The 18446-nt window shown below is 66.1% G+C and carries 14 protein-coding genes; 4 read left to right on the forward strand and 10 right to left on the reverse strand.

Annotation, left to right across the window (positions count from 1 at the left end):
* On the reverse strand, nt 1–1322 hold a 1322-nt coding region (locus NZ993_04985), incomplete at its 3' end, for a sigma-54 dependent transcriptional regulator (protein MCS7155143.1).
* Between the two features lie 103 nt (nt 1323–1425).
* On the opposite strand from NZ993_04985, the gene NZ993_04990 reads away from it, so the two are divergent.
* Nucleotides 1426–2106, forward strand: a complete 681-nt coding sequence (locus NZ993_04990) for an ABC transporter ATP-binding protein (GenBank protein ID MCS7155144.1) — start codon at nt 1426–1428, stop codon at nt 2104–2106.
* On the opposite strand, the gene NZ993_04995 is transcribed toward NZ993_04990, so the two are convergent.
* Nucleotides 2063–3016: a TIGR01777 family oxidoreductase gene (locus NZ993_04995; protein ID MCS7155145.1), complete on the reverse strand. Its 954-nt coding sequence runs from the start codon at nt 3014–3016 to the stop codon at nt 2063–2065. The genes NZ993_04990 and NZ993_04995 overlap by 44 nt on opposite strands.
* Before the next feature lie 68 nt (nt 3017–3084).
* Here NZ993_04995 and NZ993_05000 point away from each other — a divergent pair, with 68 nt between their 5' ends.
* Nucleotides 3085–3831, forward strand: coding sequence for a DUF72 domain-containing protein (locus NZ993_05000; GenBank protein MCS7155146.1), 747 nt, complete (start codon nt 3085–3087; stop codon nt 3829–3831).
* Here the strand turns inward: NZ993_05000 and NZ993_05005 are convergent.
* The 3 genes from NZ993_05005 to NZ993_05015 form a co-directional block, all read right to left on the reverse strand.
* Nucleotides 3828–5687: a GWxTD domain-containing protein gene (locus NZ993_05005; GenBank protein MCS7155147.1), complete on the reverse strand. Its 1860-nt coding sequence runs from the start codon at nt 5685–5687 to the stop codon at nt 3828–3830. The two genes, NZ993_05000 and NZ993_05005, sit on opposite strands and share 4 nt — an antisense overlap.
* Nucleotides 5688–5822: 135 nt before the next feature.
* Complete coding sequence (locus NZ993_05010; GenBank protein MCS7155148.1) at nt 5823–7055, reverse strand: RagB/SusD family nutrient uptake outer membrane protein; 1233 nt, start codon at nt 7053–7055, stop codon at nt 5823–5825.
* 19 nt (nt 7056–7074) lie between these two features.
* Nucleotides 7075–10014 carry a TonB-dependent receptor gene (locus NZ993_05015; protein ID MCS7155149.1) on the reverse strand — a complete coding sequence of 980 codons (2940 nt, stop codon included), beginning with the start codon at nt 10012–10014 and terminating at the stop codon, nt 7075–7077.
* Between the two features lie 244 nt (nt 10015–10258).
* On the opposite strand from NZ993_05015, the gene thpR reads away from it, so the two are divergent.
* Entirely contained in the window at nt 10259–10807 is a 549-nt protein-coding gene (gene thpR, locus NZ993_05020) for an RNA 2',3'-cyclic phosphodiesterase (GenBank protein MCS7155150.1), read from the forward strand.
* A 95-nt stretch (nt 10808–10902) separates the two neighbouring features.
* Here thpR and NZ993_05025 read toward each other — a convergent pair whose 3' ends face one another.
* On the reverse strand, nt 10903–11700 hold the full coding sequence (locus tag NZ993_05025; protein MCS7155151.1) for an energy transducer TonB: 798 nt from the start codon (nt 11698–11700) through the stop codon (nt 10903–10905).
* A 213-nt stretch (nt 11701–11913) separates the two neighbouring features.
* Here NZ993_05025 and NZ993_05030 point away from each other — a divergent pair, with 213 nt between their 5' ends.
* Nucleotides 11914–12588: a hypothetical protein gene (locus tag NZ993_05030; GenBank protein ID MCS7155152.1), complete on the forward strand. Its 675-nt coding sequence runs from the start codon at nt 11914–11916 to the stop codon at nt 12586–12588.
* A 2-nt stretch (nt 12589–12590) separates the two neighbouring features.
* Here the strand turns inward: NZ993_05030 and NZ993_05035 are convergent, their stop codons facing one another.
* From NZ993_05035 to NZ993_05050, 4 genes are all read right to left on the reverse strand, one after another.
* On the reverse strand, nt 12591–13055 hold the full coding sequence (locus NZ993_05035) for a gamma-glutamylcyclotransferase (protein MCS7155153.1): 465 nt from the start codon (nt 13053–13055) through the stop codon (nt 12591–12593).
* Nucleotides 13056–13086: 31 nt separating this feature from the next.
* Nucleotides 13087–14427 (reverse strand): tRNA (N(6)-L-threonylcarbamoyladenosine(37)-C(2))-methylthiotransferase MtaB, encoded by a 1341-nt coding sequence (gene mtaB, locus NZ993_05040; protein ID MCS7155154.1) that lies wholly within the window; start codon nt 14425–14427, stop codon nt 13087–13089.
* A 57-nt stretch (nt 14428–14484) separates the two neighbouring features.
* Nucleotides 14485–15516 (reverse strand): zinc-binding dehydrogenase, encoded by a 1032-nt coding sequence (locus NZ993_05045; protein ID MCS7155155.1) that lies wholly within the window; start codon nt 15514–15516, stop codon nt 14485–14487.
* 72 nt (nt 15517–15588) lie between these two features.
* Nucleotides 15589–18444, reverse strand: coding sequence for a PD-(D/E)XK nuclease family protein (locus tag NZ993_05050; protein ID MCS7155156.1), 2856 nt, complete (start codon nt 18442–18444; stop codon nt 15589–15591).
* Between the last annotated feature and the right edge of the window lie 2 nt (nt 18445–18446).

Consider the following 18446-nt stretch of genomic DNA (forward strand, 5'->3'; position numbering starts at 1 on the left):
GCGTACAGGTGGCTGCGGGGCATGCCGATGGCCTCGGCCGTGCGCAGGACGTTCCAGCCGTGCCGCGCCAGCTCGCGCTCCAGAAAATAGCGCTCCGCGCGGGCGCGAAACTCCGCCCAGGTGCGCGCCTCCTCCCAAGGCAACGCAGAGCCCGAATCCGCACCCGATACGTGCCGGCGCACGTCGTCGGCCGTGATCTCCGGGCCCGTCGCCAGGATAGCGAGCCGCTCCACCGCGTTGTAGAGCTCGCGCACGTTGCCCGGCCAGGGCAGGGCCTGTAGCGCGCGCAGGGCGGCTTGGCTAAAGCGCTTGGGCGGAAAGCCGTTTTCCGCGCAGACGCGCTCCAGCCTGGCCTGGGCCAGCAGGGGCACGTCCTCGGGCCGCTCCCGCAACGGCGGCAGCCGCAGCGTGATCACGGCCAGCCTGTGGTAGAGGTCCTCCCGAAAGGCGCCCGCGCGCACAAGCGCGGCCAGGTCTTTGTTCGTGGCGGCCAGGATCCGCACGTCCACGGGAATCGGCCTTCGGCCGCCGATGCGCTGCACGTGCCGCTCTTCGAGCGCGCGCAGGACCTTGGCCTGGGCCTGCAGGGGCATGTCGCCGATCTCATCCAGGAAAAGGGTTCCGGAGCTGGCCAGCTCAAACAGCCCGGGCCGGTCCTTGATGGCGCCCGTAAAGGCGCCTTTTTCGTGCCCGAATAGCTCCGCCTCCAATAGCTCAGCCGGTATGGCCGCGCAGTTTAGCGCCACAAAGGGCCCCTCCCCACGCCGGGACCGGGCATGGATCCAGCGGGCCACGAGCTCTTTGCCCGTTCCGGATTCGCCCAGGATGAGCACGCGCGCCTCCGTTGGGGCTACGCGTTCGAGGATCGCGCGCACCTCCTCGATGGCCGGGCTTTGGCCCAAGATGGGATCCAGACGCTCCAGGCGCCGGCGCAGGGCCCGGTTTTCCGCCTCAAGCCGGGCGCTACGCAGCGCGTTGCGCAGCGTAACGAGCAGCCGGTTCAGATCCGGGGGCTTTTCCAGAAAATCAAAGGCCCCGCGCCGGATGGCCTCCACGGCAAGCTCGATCGTGCCGTGCCCCGTAAGCAGGACCACGGGTAGCTCCGGCCGCCCCTGGCGTAGCGCCTCCAGGACCTCCAGACCGTCGCGGCCCGGCATCTTGACGTCCAGGAGCACAAGATCCACCTCCGATCGCAGGGCCTGCTCTAGGGCCTCCTCGGCGCTAGCGGCCTCCTCGACCCGGTAGCCTTCGTGCTCCAGGATCTCCCGCAGGGCGTTGCGGATGGCCCGCTCATCGTCTACGACCAGGATGCGGTGTGGCATCGGGTTAAGGCCGGCTTTGGCGCAAATATAACGGCTCCGCCTCCGGCCCCCCAAACGGATCCGGCCTTGATCGGGGGCCGGAGCGGATGCGACCTTCGGGCCGATGGCGGAGGCGATCCTCTGGGCAAGGGAGCTGCGCAAATCCTACCCCTGGGGCCGGGGCCGGCTTGAGGTCCTGCGCGGGGTGGACTTGGAGCTCAGGCCGGCCGAATTCGTGGCCCTGCTGGGCGCCTCGGGTTCAGGCAAGAGCACGCTGTTGCACCTGCTTGCCGGCCTCGATGCGCCGGATTCGGGGCAGGTGCTCCTGGACGGACAGGACCTGTTCGCGCTCGACGGGCCCGGCCGGGCCCGGGTGCGGGGCGAGCGCATCGGGTTTGTGTTTCAGTTTCCGCACCTGCTGGGTGAGCTTTCGGCCCTAGAGAACGTGGCCCTGCCGCTTTGGATGGCCGGCTGGGGCCGCGCCGAGGCCCTCCGGCAGGCCCGGGCGCTTCTGGGGCGGGTGGGGCTTGCCGATAGGCTCGCGCACCGGCCCTCGGAGCTCTCCGGGGGCGAACAGCAGCGCGTGGCCATAGCGCGCGCGCTCATCCGGCGTCCGGCCCTGCTCCTGGCCGATGAGCCCACCGGCAACCTGGACGTGCAGACGGCGCGTGAGGTCCTGGCGCTGCTGGATGAGCTACGCCGCGAGTTCGGAACGGCCCTGCTTTTGGCCACGCACGATCCGGAGGTGGCCGCGCGGGCCCTTAAGCGGCTGCGCTTGCATGAAGGCCGGCTTGCTCCAGAATAGCCATCAGGGCCGTCTCCGGATCCGGATAGCGCCACCGAAAGCCGAGCTCGGCAAGCCGCTGCGGCAGCACCGGCGCCCCTCCGAGGAGCAGCTCCTGAGCCCGCTCCCGGCCCAGGGCGAGCTCTAAGAGCCACGTGGGCACGCGCCAGAGGTCGGGACGGCCAAGCAAGCGGGCGAGCAGGCGCGAAAGCTCGGCCTGCGTTAGCGTCTGCGGGGCCACGACGTTATACGGCCCCTCTAGATCGGGCCGTTCTAGGGCAAACAACAGGGCCCGTACGGCGTCCTCCCGGTGGATCCACGCTATGGGCTGCCGTCCGCTTCCCAAGCGCCCCCCCAAGCCCAGGCGGTACAGGGGCAACAGCCGGGCCAGCATCCCGCCTCCGGCCCCGAAGACGACGCCGATTCGGGCCAGGACCAGGCGCACGCCCCGGCTCCGGACGGGCTCGGCTGCGGCCTCCCAGGCCTGGGCGAGCTCGGCCAAAAAGCCCTCGCCCGGCCCAGAGGCCTCCGTTACGGGCTCCGGTCGGCTGCCGTAGTAGCCCGTAGCCGAGGCGTTAAGCAGCAGGGCCGGGGGCTCGGGGCTATCGCAGATGGCGCGCACGAGCGCCTCGGTCGATCGAACCCGGCTTTCCCAAAGCTCGGCTTTGCGCGCGCGCGTCCAGCGGCCCGAGGCGATGGAGGCGCCCGAAAGGTTGATGACGGCCCGGCATCCGGATACGGCCTGGACCCACGGACCGAGGCTGCGGCCGTCCCAGCTTACAAGCTCCAGGCCCGCCAGATCGGCCCATTCCGGTGGCGCGGCCTCCGGCCTCCGGGTGAGCACGAGCAGGCGCCGATCCGAAGCGGCCAGGGCCCGCACAAGGGGACGGCCGATAAAGCCCGTAACACCGGCTAGGAGGATGCGCTCCACAGACAGCACCTCCGGTTTTCGCCTCCGTCAAACGAGCTAAGGCGACAGAAGGTTCTCGGAAAGCCGCTATGGAGGGCCATCGGATTTACGTGGGCACTTCGGGCTGGAGCGTGCTATCGGGACCGGAACGGCGCGCGCTTGGCGGCCCTGGTCCGCTGCTTGCCCGCTACGGGCGGGTCTTTCCGGCTGTGGAGGTGAACACGACCTTTTACCGCTCCCACCGGCCCGGCACGTATGCGCGCTGGGCGGAGCTTGTGCCCGAGGGTTTTCGGTTTGCCGTCAAGATGCCGCGCTGGATTACGCACTTGGGCCGGCTTCGCAGGCTTGACGGGCTTGAGCCGTTTTTAACGGAGGTGCGGCATCTGGGCCCTAAACTTGGCCCGGTGCTCGTGCAGTTGCCGCCCAGCCTGCGCTATGATCCGGAGCCGGTGGAGGCGTTTTTCGCCGCGCTTCGCGGCCTCTACGACGGCCCCTGCGCTTGCGAGGGCCGTCACGGAAGCTGGTTTTCCGAGGAGGCCGGGGCTATGCTAGGACGCTGGCGGATCGCCCGCGTCGTGGCCGATCCGGCCCCGATTCCGGCCGAGCCCGAGCCCGGAGGGTGCGGAGAGCTCGTGTACGTGCGCCTGCACGGCCGGCCTCGGATGTACTACTCGGCCTACGCTCCAGCGGAGCTGGAGGCCTGGATCGGACGGCTTCTTCGGTGGGCGAAGCAGGGACCGGTGTGGTGCTTTTTCAACAACACGGCCTCTCAAGAGGGCCTGGAGAACGCGCGCTACACCTGGGAGCGGCTTCAGGCGGAGTGCGGCTCGCCTTAGGTGGGCTCGATCACGAGCAATTTGAGCTCGCGCTCGGTGCGCTGACCGGATTCCAGGTCCGTGATCTGCAGCCGTATGGTCACCTCTCCGGGGGTCCAGTTGCGGGTCTCCAGCAGCAGGTATTCGCGCAACGTGCTGCCGCTTGTTATGTGCGTGGTAGCACCGCTTGTGCGCTCCAGCCGAAACTCCGTTCCCAGCGGTCCGGTCGGGACCCGACGCAGCACCTCGTAGGTCGTGCGCACCCGGGCCTGGCCTGCGGCGTTGGGCTTAAGATGGTAGACCTCGTAATACAAGGCCAGGGGCGCGCCCGGCAGGCAGGAGCTATAGGGATAGGGTCGGGTGGCGCCGGCGGGCACCGGGCGCGCGCTGAGTGCGGCCTCTTGCAGGACTTCCAGGAGCATAAGATCGCTCATCTCCAGCCGGGCCGGATTGGGGTTCAGGGCCCGAAGCGAATCCAGGCGCTGCACGTAGGTTTTGAGCAGGGGGATGGAGTCCAGGTTAGGCACCCGGCTCCGGGAGGGAAGCAGGTATTGGTCCAGTTCGAAGGCCAGATGGTAGAGGCCCGTATCCCCCCGTATCGTGTAGGTGCGGGGCTCCAGCACGGCCTCGCGCTGGCGGGCGGCCTGGGGGGCGAGCCGATGCCGGAAGTAATGCCGCACCCGGGGCTGATAGGCCGAATCGGTCTGTACGATGGAGCCCACAAGCAGGTATTCGGCCTGCTCCAGCGGCATGCGGGCGCGCTCCAGGCGGCGCCTCATCGCGCGGGAGGGCTCAAAGCTCCGGGCCGGCCCGGACCAGTAGAGCTCTGTGCGCGTGGTGCCGTCCGGATCGAGAAAGCGCGCCCAGCGCAGCTCGATCTGAAGCGCCTCGTAGGGATCGAGCACGTTCGTATAGGGCGGGGCCTGCAGCTGCTCGCGCCGCTCAAGCAGGTAGGCCTCCTCGTTCTGGACTTGCAGGAGCATCCGCTGCCCGAAGGCCGTAGGCGGAAGCTCGGGCCGCTGCGGGACCTGGCTTTCGAGCGTGGCCACGTAGTTGGCCACCTCATCGTAGAGCGCGCCGTAGTCGATGTGATACAGGGCAAGCTGGCGGTAGATCTCCTCCAGGGTGCGGAGCAGGGCCTCGGCCCGGCGCGGGCTATTTCGCAGGGGGCGCGGGATGAGCTCTTCGGAGGAGCCGATCCGGAAGCCCTCTCCGGGCCGGCGGATGAAGAGATAGTGCAGGTTGCGGTCGACCTGGGAGTAGACCCAGAATTCGTTTTCCGGGAACTCCAGGGGGCTCAGCGTGGGCTCTCGATCCAAGACCAAGCGCCGGTAGCGGGGGTCATCTAAGCGCACGCGCGTTTGCCGGGCCGGGGGGCCGTAGCGGATGTAGATCCGGCCGCGATCATCGAGCCGGTCCTCGTAGGTGTAGTGCCGGTGGGCGTAGGCCCAGCGCTCCAGGTGCTCTTCGATGCGCTCGTTGCGTGCGGTGGCGGGCCGGGCGTCCTGCGACCGCCACCAGGCCAGAAGGTCTGCGGCCACAGGGGGGCGATCCAGGCGCCGGGTGAGCTCCGGGGGCAGGATTTGGCGCAGGCCCTCCAGGTGGGGTTCGAGCACGGCGCGTTCGGCGGCCGAGAGCGTATCGTCGAGCAAGGCGAGCAGGGCCAGGTAGAGCCGGCTCGTCTCCTCGTAGCGGGCGCGCTCGGTTTTTCCGAAGACCTCCCGGATGCGTTGATCGGCGTAGCGGATCCACTCCAGCCGGTTCGGGGCCTCGGATAAGGTTTCAGAGCCGGTCTGCGAAGTCGCCCCTTGAGCCTGCGCGGCAGCGCTGGCGAACATCCCCATCAAGCCCAGCAGGCCGACGCCCAAGGCGAACATGCGCACCGCACCTTTTCGCAGTACGGAAATATCGTCTCGCCAAGCGCCGTGCGCAAGCGCCGCACGGGCGAGATTAAAACGTAAGGGGCCGCCCCGAAGGGCGGCCCCGGAGGAATGCGGACAAAATACGGACGCCTAACGCCCCATGTTCGGGTTGCTCAGCCGCTCCCGGTCGGTGATCTCCAGGTACTGCCAGGTGCCGGCCGGCAGGTGCCAGCGGCCGAAGCGGCGCTGGTCTATGAGGCGCTGCCCCTGAACGAAGAGCTCTTTGTCGCGCTCCACGTAGATCACGTCCAGGTTCACGCTCGTCAGGGGGCTTAGCCCGTAGTTGGCCCGTACCTCGTTGACCAGGCTTAGGGCTGTGGCCGGGCTTCCGCCTAGGCGCAGCTCCAGTTCGGCCAGCATGAGGTTGTTTTCCTGCCAGGTGATGATGGGCAGCGGGGACTCCCGATCCGGGTACTTGGCCTGCCGGAAGAAGGTCGTGCCCGGAGCTGAGGCGGCGCGCTCAACCGGGATGCGGGCCGATTCGCGCGGGTCGTCAACAAGATACCGCTGCCAGAAGCGCGTATCGACGACGATCTGCGTTCGGCCCCGGCCGCCGCCGAAGAACCAGGGGTTGTTGTCCTGCGTCGAATACAGGGCCCGGAAGGGCGCATCGCCCCGGCGCAGGCCCTGCTGGGCGGCCGCGCGGGCTTCGGCGTACTTGCCGTTGTAGAGGTGGGCGCGCGCAATAAGCGAGTAGATCGTGCGGCGCTGCAGGTCGTTTTGCGCATACCGGAGCGCCTCGTTCCACAGGGCGACGGCCCGGTCATAAAGTTGGGAGCTGGGCACAAAAGGCCCGCCGCCCTCATCGAAGCCGCCCCCCTCAGTGGGGCCAACGCCGTAGTAGGAGGCCCAGACAAAGCGCACCAGGCCCCCGTACAGGTGGGCATTGTAGAGAGCCTGGATTCGGATCGCGTCGTTGCGGAACGTGCCGATCCGGTTTACGCGCTCGATCAGGTCCTTGGAGATGTAGTAAGCGCGCCCCAGGGGCAGCATAGCACCCGTGGTGGAGTTGTTATCCCGCCTTGGGTTGCCCTGGTCGATGTCCAGGTACGTGGGGAAGGTCGCGTTCGTCACGCGCGTATCGAAAAAGCACTGATCCGAAAGCAGATCCCCCAGCATAGCGGCTTGCCCGTAGGCCTGGCCGAACTGCTGCTGTAGGCCGATGATCACATAAGGGATCTGGCTTTCATCGATCAGCTCATCCTGCACCTCGTCGATCGGGGCCTCGACGTCCTGCACAAACTCGCTGCAGCCGGTCCCGAGCCCCCAGCCCAGCAGGAGGAGCGCGCCCAGCGCAGCACGTCGCAATAGGGTAGCGGTCATGGTCAGATCCCTCCTCCGGTTAGAAGCCGACCCGCAGGCTTATGGTATACACGCGCGGAGCAGGGAGCGTGAGGAAGTCCTGCCCGTTCGTGATCGTGATGCCGCCGTTGAAGTTCACCTCGGGGTCGGGGTTGTTGTACTTGGTCGTAAGGAACAGATTCCGGCCCGCGGCCGTGATCACAAACGAGCGCAGGCTCTGCGCCCCGGGCAGCCGGCGCAGTATCGAGGTGGCGTCAAAGCTCAAGGCCAGCTCGTCGAGCCGGAAGAAATCGCCCGGCTGGATGTGGTTCTCCACCGTGGCGCTCTCACCCAGCAGGCGCACCAAGCGCTCGGCCGCTTGCCGATACTCCTCCGTTCCCGGTGTGAGCACGGGGATGTTCTCGTAGAAGCGGCGCGGCACATTGGTCCCGATCGAGAGCCCGAGCTTGCGCCGCAGCTCCAGGTACTCGCGGTTGTTCATGAAGTCGCCTGAGCGGGAGGTGAAGGCCAGCGTGTAGTTGAGCACCTTATGGCCCAGGGCATAGCGGCCGTTTCCGGAGAGCGTGAAGACGCGGAACAGGCGCACGTTCAGCCCCACGGAACCGGTGTAGATGGGAATGGGGGAGCCGTGATCGAAACGCTGCCCGTTCTCCTCAAGCTCAAAGCCGATGTAGCGGCCCTGCGCATCGAAGCGCGGCCCCTTCACGCGAGGCACATAGAAGGAGTTCCGGCGCAGGCCAGGCCGGATTACGGTGAAGCTGAAAGCGTCGAAGATGTCTGCGGCCCCGCCTAAGGTCTTGACCCGGTTGTCCTGGTAGGCGAAGGAGGCGTTGAGGGTGGTCTGTACGTTGCGCGTACGCACCGGCGTGGCATAAACGGATAGCTCGGCGCCCCAGGCGTCGATGCGGCCCACGTTGCGCGGAATGCCTCCGGAGTTTACGCCCGTGCCTTGAGAGGGCGGAAGCAGGAAGTTCACGATCGAGTTCGTGGTATACTGCCGGTAGTACGTGAACTCCAGCCCATAGCCGCCGCGGAGCTCAAAGTCGATTCCGCCCTCGATCTCGCGCGTGCGCTCCGGCTTAATGGCCGTGTTGCCGAAGCGGCTCACGACCAGGCCAGAGCCGTAGCCCGAAGCCGGCGTGGGGGACCAGAGCAGAGGTTGTCCGTCGAAGATCCCCGGAAGGGCGCCGGATTCGCCGTAGGCCACGCGGGCCTTGAAGAGGTTAAACAGGTTGAAGAAGCCGGGCAACAGGCCCAGCTGGTCCAAGCGCACGGAGAAGTCCGCGCGCGGGTAAAAGATGTTCCCCGCGTCCCGGCCGTAGGCGCTGGCGAAGTCCCAGCGGAAGCCGCCGGAGAAGAAGATCCGATCGTTCCAGTTGAACTCCTGCTGCAAGAACAGCCCGGCCTCGCGGGCGTTGGAGAAGGCCTCGTTGGCGTTGATGAAATCCAGACCGGCTCCAACGTTTTTCACGAGCTCAGAGCCGAAGTTTTGCTTCTGCACAAAGAAGGAGCGCTGCGTTACGATGAAGGCCTGCGTGCCCAGGATCGTCGTGGCCCGCAGCATGGCCACGGGATATGTGTAGCGGGCGCTGAAGTCGTAGTTGAACTGGTTGCGGCTGAGCTGAAAGATGTTCCGCTCACCGCGCACGCGGCCGGTATAGGTGAAGTTGGGCGGGAAGGTGGCGTCGTTGCGCGTATCCAGTCCGTCATAGCCCATCACGCCGCGCAGCTCTAGCCCCTGTATGGGCGCCCAGCTCATCTCAAGAGAGCCCACGAAGCGGTTTTCGCGGAACTTGTTCTCGATAGAGCGCACCGCCAGGCTATCGGTGAAATACCAGGTGCGCGGGGTCAAGAGCGTGTTGCCCAGATAGCCGAAGACGTTGTTGTCGTTCTGGGGCCGATCGTTCTCGGTGAGCGAAAAGAAGGAGTTCACCTTCAAGCTCACCCGGTCCGAGGGATAGGCGTCGAAGTTCGCGCGGAAGGAGCGGCGAAAGAGGCTATTGCTGGGCAGGTGCCCGTCTTCGCGGCGCAGATCGAGCGAGGTGTAGTAGCGCGTCCATCCCGCAGTGCCCTGAAGCGAGAGGGCGTGATCCTGGATGGGCCCGCGCCGAAAGAGCGCGTTGGCGACATCAGCCGTAAGGTAAATGTTGGGGTCGTATTTGCGGGCCTGCTCATTGTACCCGAACGTAGAGCGGTAGTCGATCTGGAGGGCGTTCGAAAGGCCCCGGGCGCGCTTGGTGGTGATGAGAATCACCCCGTTTTGACCGCTCGTGCCGTACAGAGCCCCACCGGCGGCGCCCTTGATGACCTCGATGGACTCGATGTCCTCTGGATTCAGCCCCGTAAGCGTGGAGTATTGCTGGCCTCCAACGCCGAAGCCTGTGATCTCGGTGTTGGTCACGCGCACGCCGTCGACGTAGATCACGGGCTGGCCCGTGCCGTAAAGACCGCCTCCGGAGCGCATAAAGAAGCGGAAGCCTCCACCGAGGTTGCCGGAGGGGTTGACGATTTGCAGCCCGGCGATCTTGCCCGAAACGAGCTGGGTCAGAGATGTGTACTGACCGCTCACTTCCAGGTTGGCCGTGCTGATGCGCGAGACCGAAACAGGCGCGATGGCCTTGGCCGTGCGCGAGGCTACGCCTGTTACGACGACTTCCTCTAGACCGCGCACGTCGATCTCCAGCCGGAAGTTGACCGTCACGGTCTCCCCGGCCCGGACGGTGATCTGCTCTTGCGCGCGTCGGTAGCCTACGAAGGAGGCCACAAGCGTATACGTGCCCGCCGGAACGCGCGCGATCACGTACTCGCCCTGCAGGTTCGCGGCCGCACCCAGCGTGGTGCCCTGCAGGACAACGTTTGCCCCCGGCAGGGGCTCCCCTGTGCCCCGATCCGTTACACGGCCCCGGATGGTCCCCTCCTGGGCCCAGGCAAGAAGGGGAAATCCCAAGCAGAGGAGGGTTAGTACGGTTCGGTTCATCATGCGCCTCTCCTTAAAGTTTTAGAAATCCACCCAACACCGTCGGCGTTCTGCACGGGGAAACGCTATTTCCCCCTAACAAACGTCCGTATTATTGGATGGGGCGCTCAGATTTGTCAAGTTCGGACTTTGCGCGCACAGGGGTTTTAGACGCAAATGTTACATTTTCGAGATCGAACGGTCGAAAATGTTGGCTGAATGGTTTTTTATGCGCCTCCAATGGTCTTAGCTTGGGCTCGGAGGTAGAATGCGCTGTTTTTGGGCTGTCGAGATCTCCCGAACGCTCTGGCCGCAGGTGGAGCAGCTGCAGCAGATGTTGCGGCGCGCGGGCGCAGCCGCCTCCTGGGCTCGGCCGGAGCAGCTGCACCTGACGCTCCATTTTCTGGGGGAGCAACCCGAAGCGGTGCTCGGAGCGCTTGAGCGCATCGGCCGACGGGCGACCTCCCAGGTGGGGCCCTTTTGGCTCTACAGCGACGCACCGGGCGCCTTTCCGGATCCGAACCGGCCTCGGGTTGTGTGGCTGGGCTTTCGGGAGGACGAAAACCTGAAACGGCTGCATCGGGCCCTTGGGCAGGAGCTTCGCGCATGGGGCTTTAGGCCCGAAGAGCGGCCCTTTCGGCCCCACCTTACGGTGGCGCGCCTTAAGCGGCCTATGCCCTTGCGAGACCTTCTGGAACGCTTCCCCTGGGAACCTGTGCCCCAGGCGGTGCGGGAGCTCGTGCTGTACAAGAGCGAACTACGCCCCGAGGGGGCCCGCTACAGGGCTCTTCTTGCGCTGCCCCTTGTCGGGGCATAGCCCCAAGCTCACCCTGAAAAAAACCACCCCCCTCCGGTGCGGAGGAGGGTGGGACCTCGGGAAGCACGCCGTCTACGCCACGGCGCGATTTGGGGTTACGCGGGAGGTCTTGTGGGGTCCTGCAGGCGGAAGCGAACCGGGATCGCAAAGCGCACCCATACGGCTTTACCCCGCTGCCGGCCCGGCTTAAAGGAGAGCTGCATCACGGCCTCCAGGGCCGCCTCATCAAGCCCACCTCCGGCGCGTTTGATCAACTGCGGCCTATGCGGCCGGCCCTCGGGATCGACGAGCACCTCGACGATCACGAGCCCCTCGATACCGGCCTTGCGGGCCAGATCCGGATAGCGGATGAGCTGCTGCAGCCGCTCAAGCCCTCCGATGATCTCCGGCGGCTCCTCAACAACCACGAAAACCTCAGGCTCCGAAGGCGAAGGCGGCGTCTGCACGGGCGGAGGCGGCGGGGCTTCGGCTGGAGGCGCAAGCGAGGAGACCGGCGTCGCTTGTCCGACGACGAGCTCACTGGAGGCCGTTAAGACGGGTTCCTCTGCCAGCGGCTTCTCGTCCGGAACCGCGATCGGCACAAGCGGCAGAGGCGCAGCGGGGGGACGCTCCGGCTGCACGGTCTGTTCGACCAGCTGTAGCGAAACCGCCTCCTGCGGGGCTTCTCGGAGCAGAAACGATCCGGACGGAGCCAGGGGCAGCCGTAACAGCCCCGTTAACAGGCTCAGGGCCAGCGCCAACCCCACGGCCAGACGCAACGCGTACGTGCGCCGATCGGCGTGCGCGCGCACCAGCATCGGCCTCAGCCCGCGCACGGCCGGCAGGGCAAGGCCGCGGGCCCGACCCCGACGGCGAAGCGCAAGCTGCGCTAAGGTTTTTGCTGCCGCGATCATCGTTTCGTCTCCTTCCCGAGGTCACCTGTAGCGGTTTCTAACCATATGTACGCACGGGATGATGTGTAGTTTCAGATAAAAGAATATGAAATTTTGATGAAGCGCCTCCTGCGATTTTCCCTTGTGCGCGCTTGCGCGCAAGCAAAAAACCGTTACCTTTACGCAGAAAGGCCGTCTACTTGCCATGGTTTACTTTGCAGAGGAGTTTCGATCATGCGGTGGACATTAGCTCTGCTTTTGCTCTGGGGCGGATATCGGCTCGGATGGGCCCAGGTCGTTGTTGTAGAACGTCCGGTGCAGGCTCAGAGCCCGGATCAGGTGGTGCGCCAGGGCATGGCCTTTTCCCTGATCTTTAGCAACAACGGCTTCGGGATAGGCGGCTATTATTTGCGGACGCTCGACCCGGACTGGACGGGCTTTGCGAGTATAGAGATCGGCGCCGGCAAGGATGAAAAGGAGTTTCAGTTCGTCGTCGACTACTTCGGCAACACGATCGTGCCGGGCAAGCTCAATCGGCTGCTCGTGCTTCCGGTTCTAGTGGGCCTGCAGTACCGGGTCTTCCGCAACGAGCTTGTGGACGCGTTTCGCCCCTATGTGCAAGCCGCCATGGGACCCACCTTCGCGTGGAAGAGCCCCTATTGGAACGAGTCAGCGGGCCGTCCGTACGACCCCATCGGCGGGCTTCCGCACGGGCGGGCTTTAGGAGGCTGGACCGTTCAGCTCGGCGTAGGGGCCAACTTCGGTTCCAATTTCCGGTCCCTGCAGGGGGTAAGCTTTAGCTACGCGGTCCATTGGCTGCCGGCGGGGGTGCAGCTTATGATGGCCAGCCCGCGCCAGCGCGTTTTCGCCTCCCCGCAGCTTGTGCTCTATTTCGGCCGGATGTGGTAAGGCTACGCCCGGCTGAGCCCTTCGAGGGTTTCTGCGTTTTCCAGCTCTTGCACGTAGGCGGAGCTTAGGAAAGCGCGCGCGCTGAGAAGCTCCATCAGGTAAGCCAAAGAAGGCTTAAGGCCCGGGCGCACCATGGCGGGGTTGGCCCGGTACGCGTAGGCCGAAACCGCCTCGCCCTCGGCCGTCTCGACCGTGACGCGATGCCGCTCATAGGCGTGCGGCGCGCCCACGGCCAAGTCCAACCGTTCCAAATCCTCGGCCCGCAACGTGTAGAGCACCCCCTCTACGCGGGCGCCTGGCTCGGGCGCGATGTTCGCGTAGCCCTCTCCGGGGCGCGCCCCCAGTTTGTTGAAAACGAGCCGGAAATCCCGCAGCACGGCCCCGCGGCGCTCCTGAGGAATGATCCCCAGCCGGTGCAGGTTGGCCTCGTTCATGTTGTGTCCGTAGGCGAAGAAGTAGACCCACATACTCGATCGGCCTCGTTTCGGCGGAGAGTCGTTATTTTATGAGCGTGCCGCTTACGCAGTCGCCCTCTTCCGGCGGGCCCAGGCGAACGGGGACGATGCGGTTGATCAGGGCGGGCGCGTAGGGTATGCGAACCCTGATGTAGTTGTCCGTAAAGCCGGACATTTGTCCTGCGCTCTCGGTCGCCTCAAACAACACCGGTCGCATGCTTCCGGCGTGCTCTTCGTAGAAGGCGCGCCGCTTCTCGTATGCAAGCAGGCGCAGCCGCCGGTTGCGCTCCTGACGCACGGGCGCGGGCACGACGCCGTCCATTTGGGCCGCGGGCGTGCCCGGGCGCTCTGAGTACGTGAACACGTGCAGATAGGAGACGGGAAGTTCGGCCAAAAACGCGCAGGTCGCCTCGAAGTCCGCCTCGGTCTCACCCGGAAAGCCCACGATCACGTCCGCGCCGATGGCCGCGTGGGGCAGGCGCTTTTTGATGTAGAGGGCGCGTTCTGCGTACAGCCGCCTTCGGTATCGCCGTCGCATACGGGCCAAGATGCGATCTGAGCCGCTCTGCAGCGGGATATGAAAATGCGGCATAAAGCGTTCGGAGTCGGCCACAAAGTCGACGATCTCGGGCGTAAGCAGGTTGGGCTCTATCGAACTGATCCGGTATCGCGGGATGGGGACGCGTTCCAGCTGGCGCAACAGCTCCAGCAGCGAAGTGCCGATTTTGCGCCCGTAGTCGCCCACGTTGACTCCGCTTAGGACGATCTCCTGTACACCTTGAGAGGCCAGCTCCCAGGCCTGCTCCAAGACGCTTTCCAGAGGCAGGCTGCGGCTTGGACCTCGGGCCTTGGGGATGGTGCAGAAGGCGCAGCGGTAGTCGCAGCCGTCCTGCACCTTCAGGAAAGCGCGCGTGCGGTCGCCGAAGGAGTAGGCGGGGGCGATCTCCTCCAGGCCGTCGATGCAAGAGACGCGGATCTCGGGCTCGGGCTTTTTCCGAAAGTCCCGAACGTATTCGAAGAGCCGCAGCTTTTCGGCCGCGCCCAGCACCAGGTCCACGCCCGGGATCGCGGCGAGCTCTTCGGGCCGCAGCTGAGCGTAACAGCCTGTTACGATCACGTAGGCGGCCGGGTTTTGGCGCAGCAGGCGCCGGATGATCTTGCGGCATTCGCGTTCGGCGGCCTCTGTGACGGCGCAGGTGTTTATCACGTACACATCCGCCGGGTCTTCGTCCTCGACGAGCCGGAACCCGCGTGCGGCAAACTGGCGCCGCAGCGTGCTCGTCTCGGCAAAATTGAGCTTACAACCCAGCGTGCAGAAGGCCACCGAGGGCTCCTGCTCCGGGGCGCCGCGCCGATCGATCGCGCAAAGGGGCTCCGCTTGCATGTCGTGTCGGGCGACTTGGATAGCACCTTTAAAGCGTTTTCTCGGGGGCCTGTTCCGCTACGGCAGCCGTAGCACGATCTTGCCAAACTGTTCGCCTCGCTCCAGCAGCGCATGCGCCTCGCGGGCGGCCTCCAGGGGCAGAACGCGATCGATTACGGCCCGAAGCTGACGGCGCCAAATGAGCCGGAAGACGTCCATGAATTCGGCCCGATTGGCCATCGTAGAGCCGATGATGCGCAGCTGGCGCCAGAACACCAGGCGGATGTCCGTTTCGGCTAGCGCCCCCGTGGTGGCCCCGACGGTCACCAAGCGCCCCTCGCGGCCAAGAAGCCGCAGGGCTTGAGCCCAGGTCGCGCGTCCGACGTTGTCCACCACGACGTCCACGCCCAGCTTGCCCGTGCGCTCCCAGACGCGCTGCGACCAGTCCGGGTCGCGATGCAAAAGCACCCAGTCGGCGCCCAGCTCGTAGGCGCGGCGCATCTTCTCCTCGGTGCTCGCGGTGACCCAGACCTGACAGCCCATGAGCTTGGCGATCTGGATGGCGGCCGTGTTGACGCCGCCCCCTGCGCCCAAGACGAGCACGGTCTCGCCGGGCTGGATGCGAGCCCCCGTCATAAGCATGCGCCAGGCCGTGGGAAAGACCAGGGCGCAGGCGGCGGCCTCCTCAAAGGAGAAGCCTTCCGGAATACGCTCCAGGTTTCGGGCGGGCACGACGACGTATTCGGCCATACCGCCCCAGGTGTGTTCGCCTACGATCGCAAAGCGCAGACAGAGGTTGTCTTGGCCCCGCAGGCAATAGCGACAGCGGCCGCAGGAGAGCTGCGGGTTGACCACGACGGGATCGCCTACTTGCCAGTCCGCTACGTCTGGGCCGCAGGCGTCGATTGTTCCGGCGATATCGCATCCGCCCACGTGGGGAAACGCGGGGGGTACGCCGGGAAGCCCTCGCCGCACCCAGAGGTCGAGGTGGTTGAGGGCCGTGGCGCGCACGCGGAGGCGCACCTCCCCGGGCCCCGGTTCCGGAGTGGGCACCTCGCAGTAGTCGACCACCTCAGGTCCGCCGTGTCCCCGGATAACGGCCGCTCGCATAGCTCCTCCAACTCCGTACGGGCACCCCGAAGATGCAACGCCTTCGCTTTCCCAGGCCACATCCGAAGCCCCTCAGATGGAGGCGCGCACCCATGTGGTGCCGCAGATCGCCTGAAACGGACAGCCGGGGCAGGTTCGCTCCAGGCGCTCCGGGGGCCGAAAGGGCTGATCCGGATCGAAGAGCTCCTCGAAGATCCGACGCAAAACGGCCTCCACGAGCTCGCAGGCGGTATGTGGATCCGGGCCCATGCGCGCGTCCTCTATGTGCGGCCCCAGGCGGCTTTGGCCCAGGAAGAGGTAGCGCACCTCTACGGCGGTGGGCGCCACCCCGTAGGCGAGCGCGCACAGGCGCCGATACAGCGGCAGCTGCACGGAGCCGATGGCGCGCGCCCAACTGCTCCGGTCCTCCGGATCGAGCGCGCGCACATGGATCCGATACCGTTCGCCTTGTCCGGAGCCGGTCTTGAAGTCGAGCACGTAGAGCCGATCCCCGCGGCGCTCGATGCGATCGAGCACGCCTTCACAGAACACCCCCTCCCAGTTTGCGCGCAGCCGCTGCTCCAGAGCCTCGATCACGACGGGCTCGCGTTGCGCCAACGGAACCTGATATGCGTCTAGAAAGCGCTCAAGCTGGCGCTCGACCTGTCGGCGCACAAGGCGCACGGACGCCACGGGATGCGGGCCGTATCGCTCCCGAAAGTAGGTGCGCACCAGGCGCCGCAGCCGCCCTCCGGCCTGCCGAGCGAGAAGCTCCGGGCTGAGCACGACGCCGAGGTGGGGCTCGAAGAAGCGCCGCAGGATCTCGTGCACGGCCGTGCCGATCTCGCGCGCATCCGGCTCTTCGGCCGCCGAGTCGGGCTCCTTTAGGCCCAGCACGCATTCGTAGTAGAAGCGGATCGGGCACCTGAGATAAGTATCCAGCAGCCGAGGGCTATAGGTGCGGCGCCGCAGCCAGGCGGCCAGCTCCGGGCCCTTTTCGATGGCCTCCGGGCGCGGGTTCTGTAGCGACAAAGGATAGCGCACGACGTGTTCCGGGGGGCAGGCCCCTTCCTCCTTCTCGCACTCCCAGAGCAGGCGCTCCAGAAACCGGCTTCGTTCCCCTTTTCCGGTGCGGGGGTCCTCGGTGTAAAACAGATGCACGCGCTCGGCGGCGCGCACCAGGGCCTCGAAGTAGTAGCGCGCAAGCTCCTCGCGGTCCCGTTGCGTCTCCAATCCCAACCGACGCCGCACCCCCTCGGGCAGAAGCACGGCCGGCTCCGGCGCAGGGGGTAAGATGGACTCGTTGGCGTCCAGCAAGTACACGGACCTAAAGCGCAGCAGCCGCGTCTCCAGCAGCCCCAAGACCTGAAGGCCCTCTACGGGCGTGCCCTCAAAGGGAAGGGTTTGGGTCTGCAGGTAGTGCGTGAGCACCTGTAGGTAAGCGCCGGGACGGCTTAGGCGTTCCCGAGCCAGGCCGGAACGCTCTAGGGCCTCTAGGGCCGCAAGCAGGCCCTCCAGAAAGGGGGCAAAGTACGGATGCTCCCGCGCGGTGCTTCGTTCGGCCACAAGCCTTAGCACCTGGGCGGCCTGGCGGGCAAAGGCGCCCACGTTCTCTGGAGCCCAGAGCGCCCGCAGGGTATGCGTGTGCAACCACCGAAGGTGTTGCCTTAGCTGCTCAGCCGTGATGTCGGGGAAAAGAGGCTGTAGGGTGCGCGCCAGCTCCTCAAACCAGCCTGTGCGCTCCTCGAGCTCCTCCGGGCGCAGACGGAGGCGCAGCTCGGTTCGCGCTAGCTCCTCTTCGAGGGCGTGCAACAGCACGCGCGTAAGCTCAGGGGGGCGATCCCCGTAGCGCAGGTTTTTCGTGTAGGGATGCATAATAAAGGCGCGGTAGGCTGAGGCCTGCAGAGTCCCGTCGAGCTCCGTATCCAGGGCGCTCAAAAGCGCGCGCAGAAAGCCGAAGCCCGGGGTGCGCACAAGCGGATATCCGAGCGATACGTTGTAAGGCTCGCCAGCTCGCAAGGGGGCTAGCCCCCAGAACAGGACGGGGAAAAGGGCGTCTGCGGCCGGAAGCACTACGACCGCATCCTCTTGCAGGGGTCGGCCAAGGCGCTCTCGCTCCGCGCGCAACGCCTCGGCCAAGGCCAGCACCTGCCCGAGCCGATCTGGAGCGCGCGTAAAGACGAACACGGGCTTGCGGGCGACTTCGGGCTCCAGACGCTCTATGTGGGATTCAGACAAGCCCAACCGCCTAAGCTGCGCCGCAAGCCCTGGGCCCTCCACGAACAGCCCGATCGATTCGGGGCGCTCTAGCAGGGCTCTGAAGAGCCGGGCCTCCGCCGGGGCGAAGGCGTACAGACCCGCAACGAGAATCCGGTCGAACTGCTCTAGGGCTAACACCTCGAAGCGGTCGGCGAGCGTGCGCACGTATCGGGCGCGCGTCCAGAGGCCTGCCTGTTCCAACGCCTCATAAAAGCGCCCGAAGTAGGCCACAAGTTGGCCTCCGCGCTCCCAGCCTGCGTCGGCAAGCTGCGCACGCAGCCGCTGCGGCGAATAATCGGCCAGATACAGCGCCTCTAGCTCCTCCAGGAGGCGCAGTCCGACGGGCAGAAAGCGCTCCAGGCTCATGTAGGCCTCTGCGCCCAAGCGCTCCGAGGCCGGTAGGCTTCGGTGGACCTCAAAGAGCACCGAGCAGGCCTCCAGGGCCTCCGCCTTTCGGCCCGAGACCCCTAGCTGCGCATGTACGGTGGCCTCGATCCAATCCTGCACCGCGTAGATGGCCGGCGGCAGCAGCGCGCCCTCGTGCCGAGTGCTTAGGCGTTTGCGCAGGAAATGGGCCGGCCGGCGGCCGGGAAAGAGCACAAGGTTGCGTCGATAGTCCGGCCCCTGGGGCCGAAGCTCTTCCAGCACCGCGGCCACAAGATCCGTCCCCGCAGGCACTACGCGCAGCATGG

The organism is Bacteroidota bacterium (assembly GCA_025059945.1).
In the GTDB taxonomy this organism is placed as follows: Bacteria; Bacteroidota; Rhodothermia; order JANXDC01; family JANXDC01; genus JANXDC01.

Coding starts and splice junctions, on each gene's coding strand:
- NZ993_04990 (MCS7155144.1), top strand. CDS start 1,426: ATGGCGGAGGCGATCCTCTGGGCAAGGGAGCTGCGCAAATCCTACCCC.
- NZ993_05000 (MCS7155146.1), top strand. CDS start 3,085: ATGGAGGGCCATCGGATTTACGTGGGCACTTCGGGCTGGAGCGTGCTA.
- NZ993_05005 (MCS7155147.1), bottom strand. CDS start 5,687: ATGTTCGCCTTGGGCGTCGGCCTGCTGGGCTTGATGGGGATGTTCGCC.
- NZ993_05010 (MCS7155148.1), bottom strand. CDS start 7,055: ATGACCGCTACCCTATTGCGACGTGCTGCGCTGGGCGCGCTCCTCCTG.
- NZ993_05015 (MCS7155149.1), bottom strand. CDS start 10,014: ATGATGAACCGAACCGTACTAACCCTCCTCTGCTTGGGATTTCCCCTT.
- thpR (MCS7155150.1), top strand. CDS start 10,259: ATGCGCTGTTTTTGGGCTGTCGAGATCTCCCGAACGCTCTGGCCGCAG.
- NZ993_05025 (MCS7155151.1), bottom strand. CDS start 11,700: ATGATCGCGGCAGCAAAAACCTTAGCGCAGCTTGCGCTTCGCCGTCGG.
- NZ993_05030 (MCS7155152.1), top strand. CDS start 11,914: ATGCGGTGGACATTAGCTCTGCTTTTGCTCTGGGGCGGATATCGGCTC.
- NZ993_05035 (MCS7155153.1), bottom strand. CDS start 13,055: ATGTGGGTCTACTTCTTCGCCTACGGACACAACATGAACGAGGCCAAC.
- mtaB (MCS7155154.1), bottom strand. CDS start 14,427: ATGCAAGCGGAGCCCCTTTGCGCGATCGATCGGCGCGGCGCCCCGGAG.
- NZ993_05045 (MCS7155155.1), bottom strand. CDS start 15,516: ATGCGAGCGGCCGTTATCCGGGGACACGGCGGACCTGAGGTGGTCGAC.
- NZ993_05050 (MCS7155156.1), bottom strand. CDS start 18,444: ATGCTGCGCGTAGTGCCTGCGGGGACGGATCTTGTGGCCGCGGTGCTG.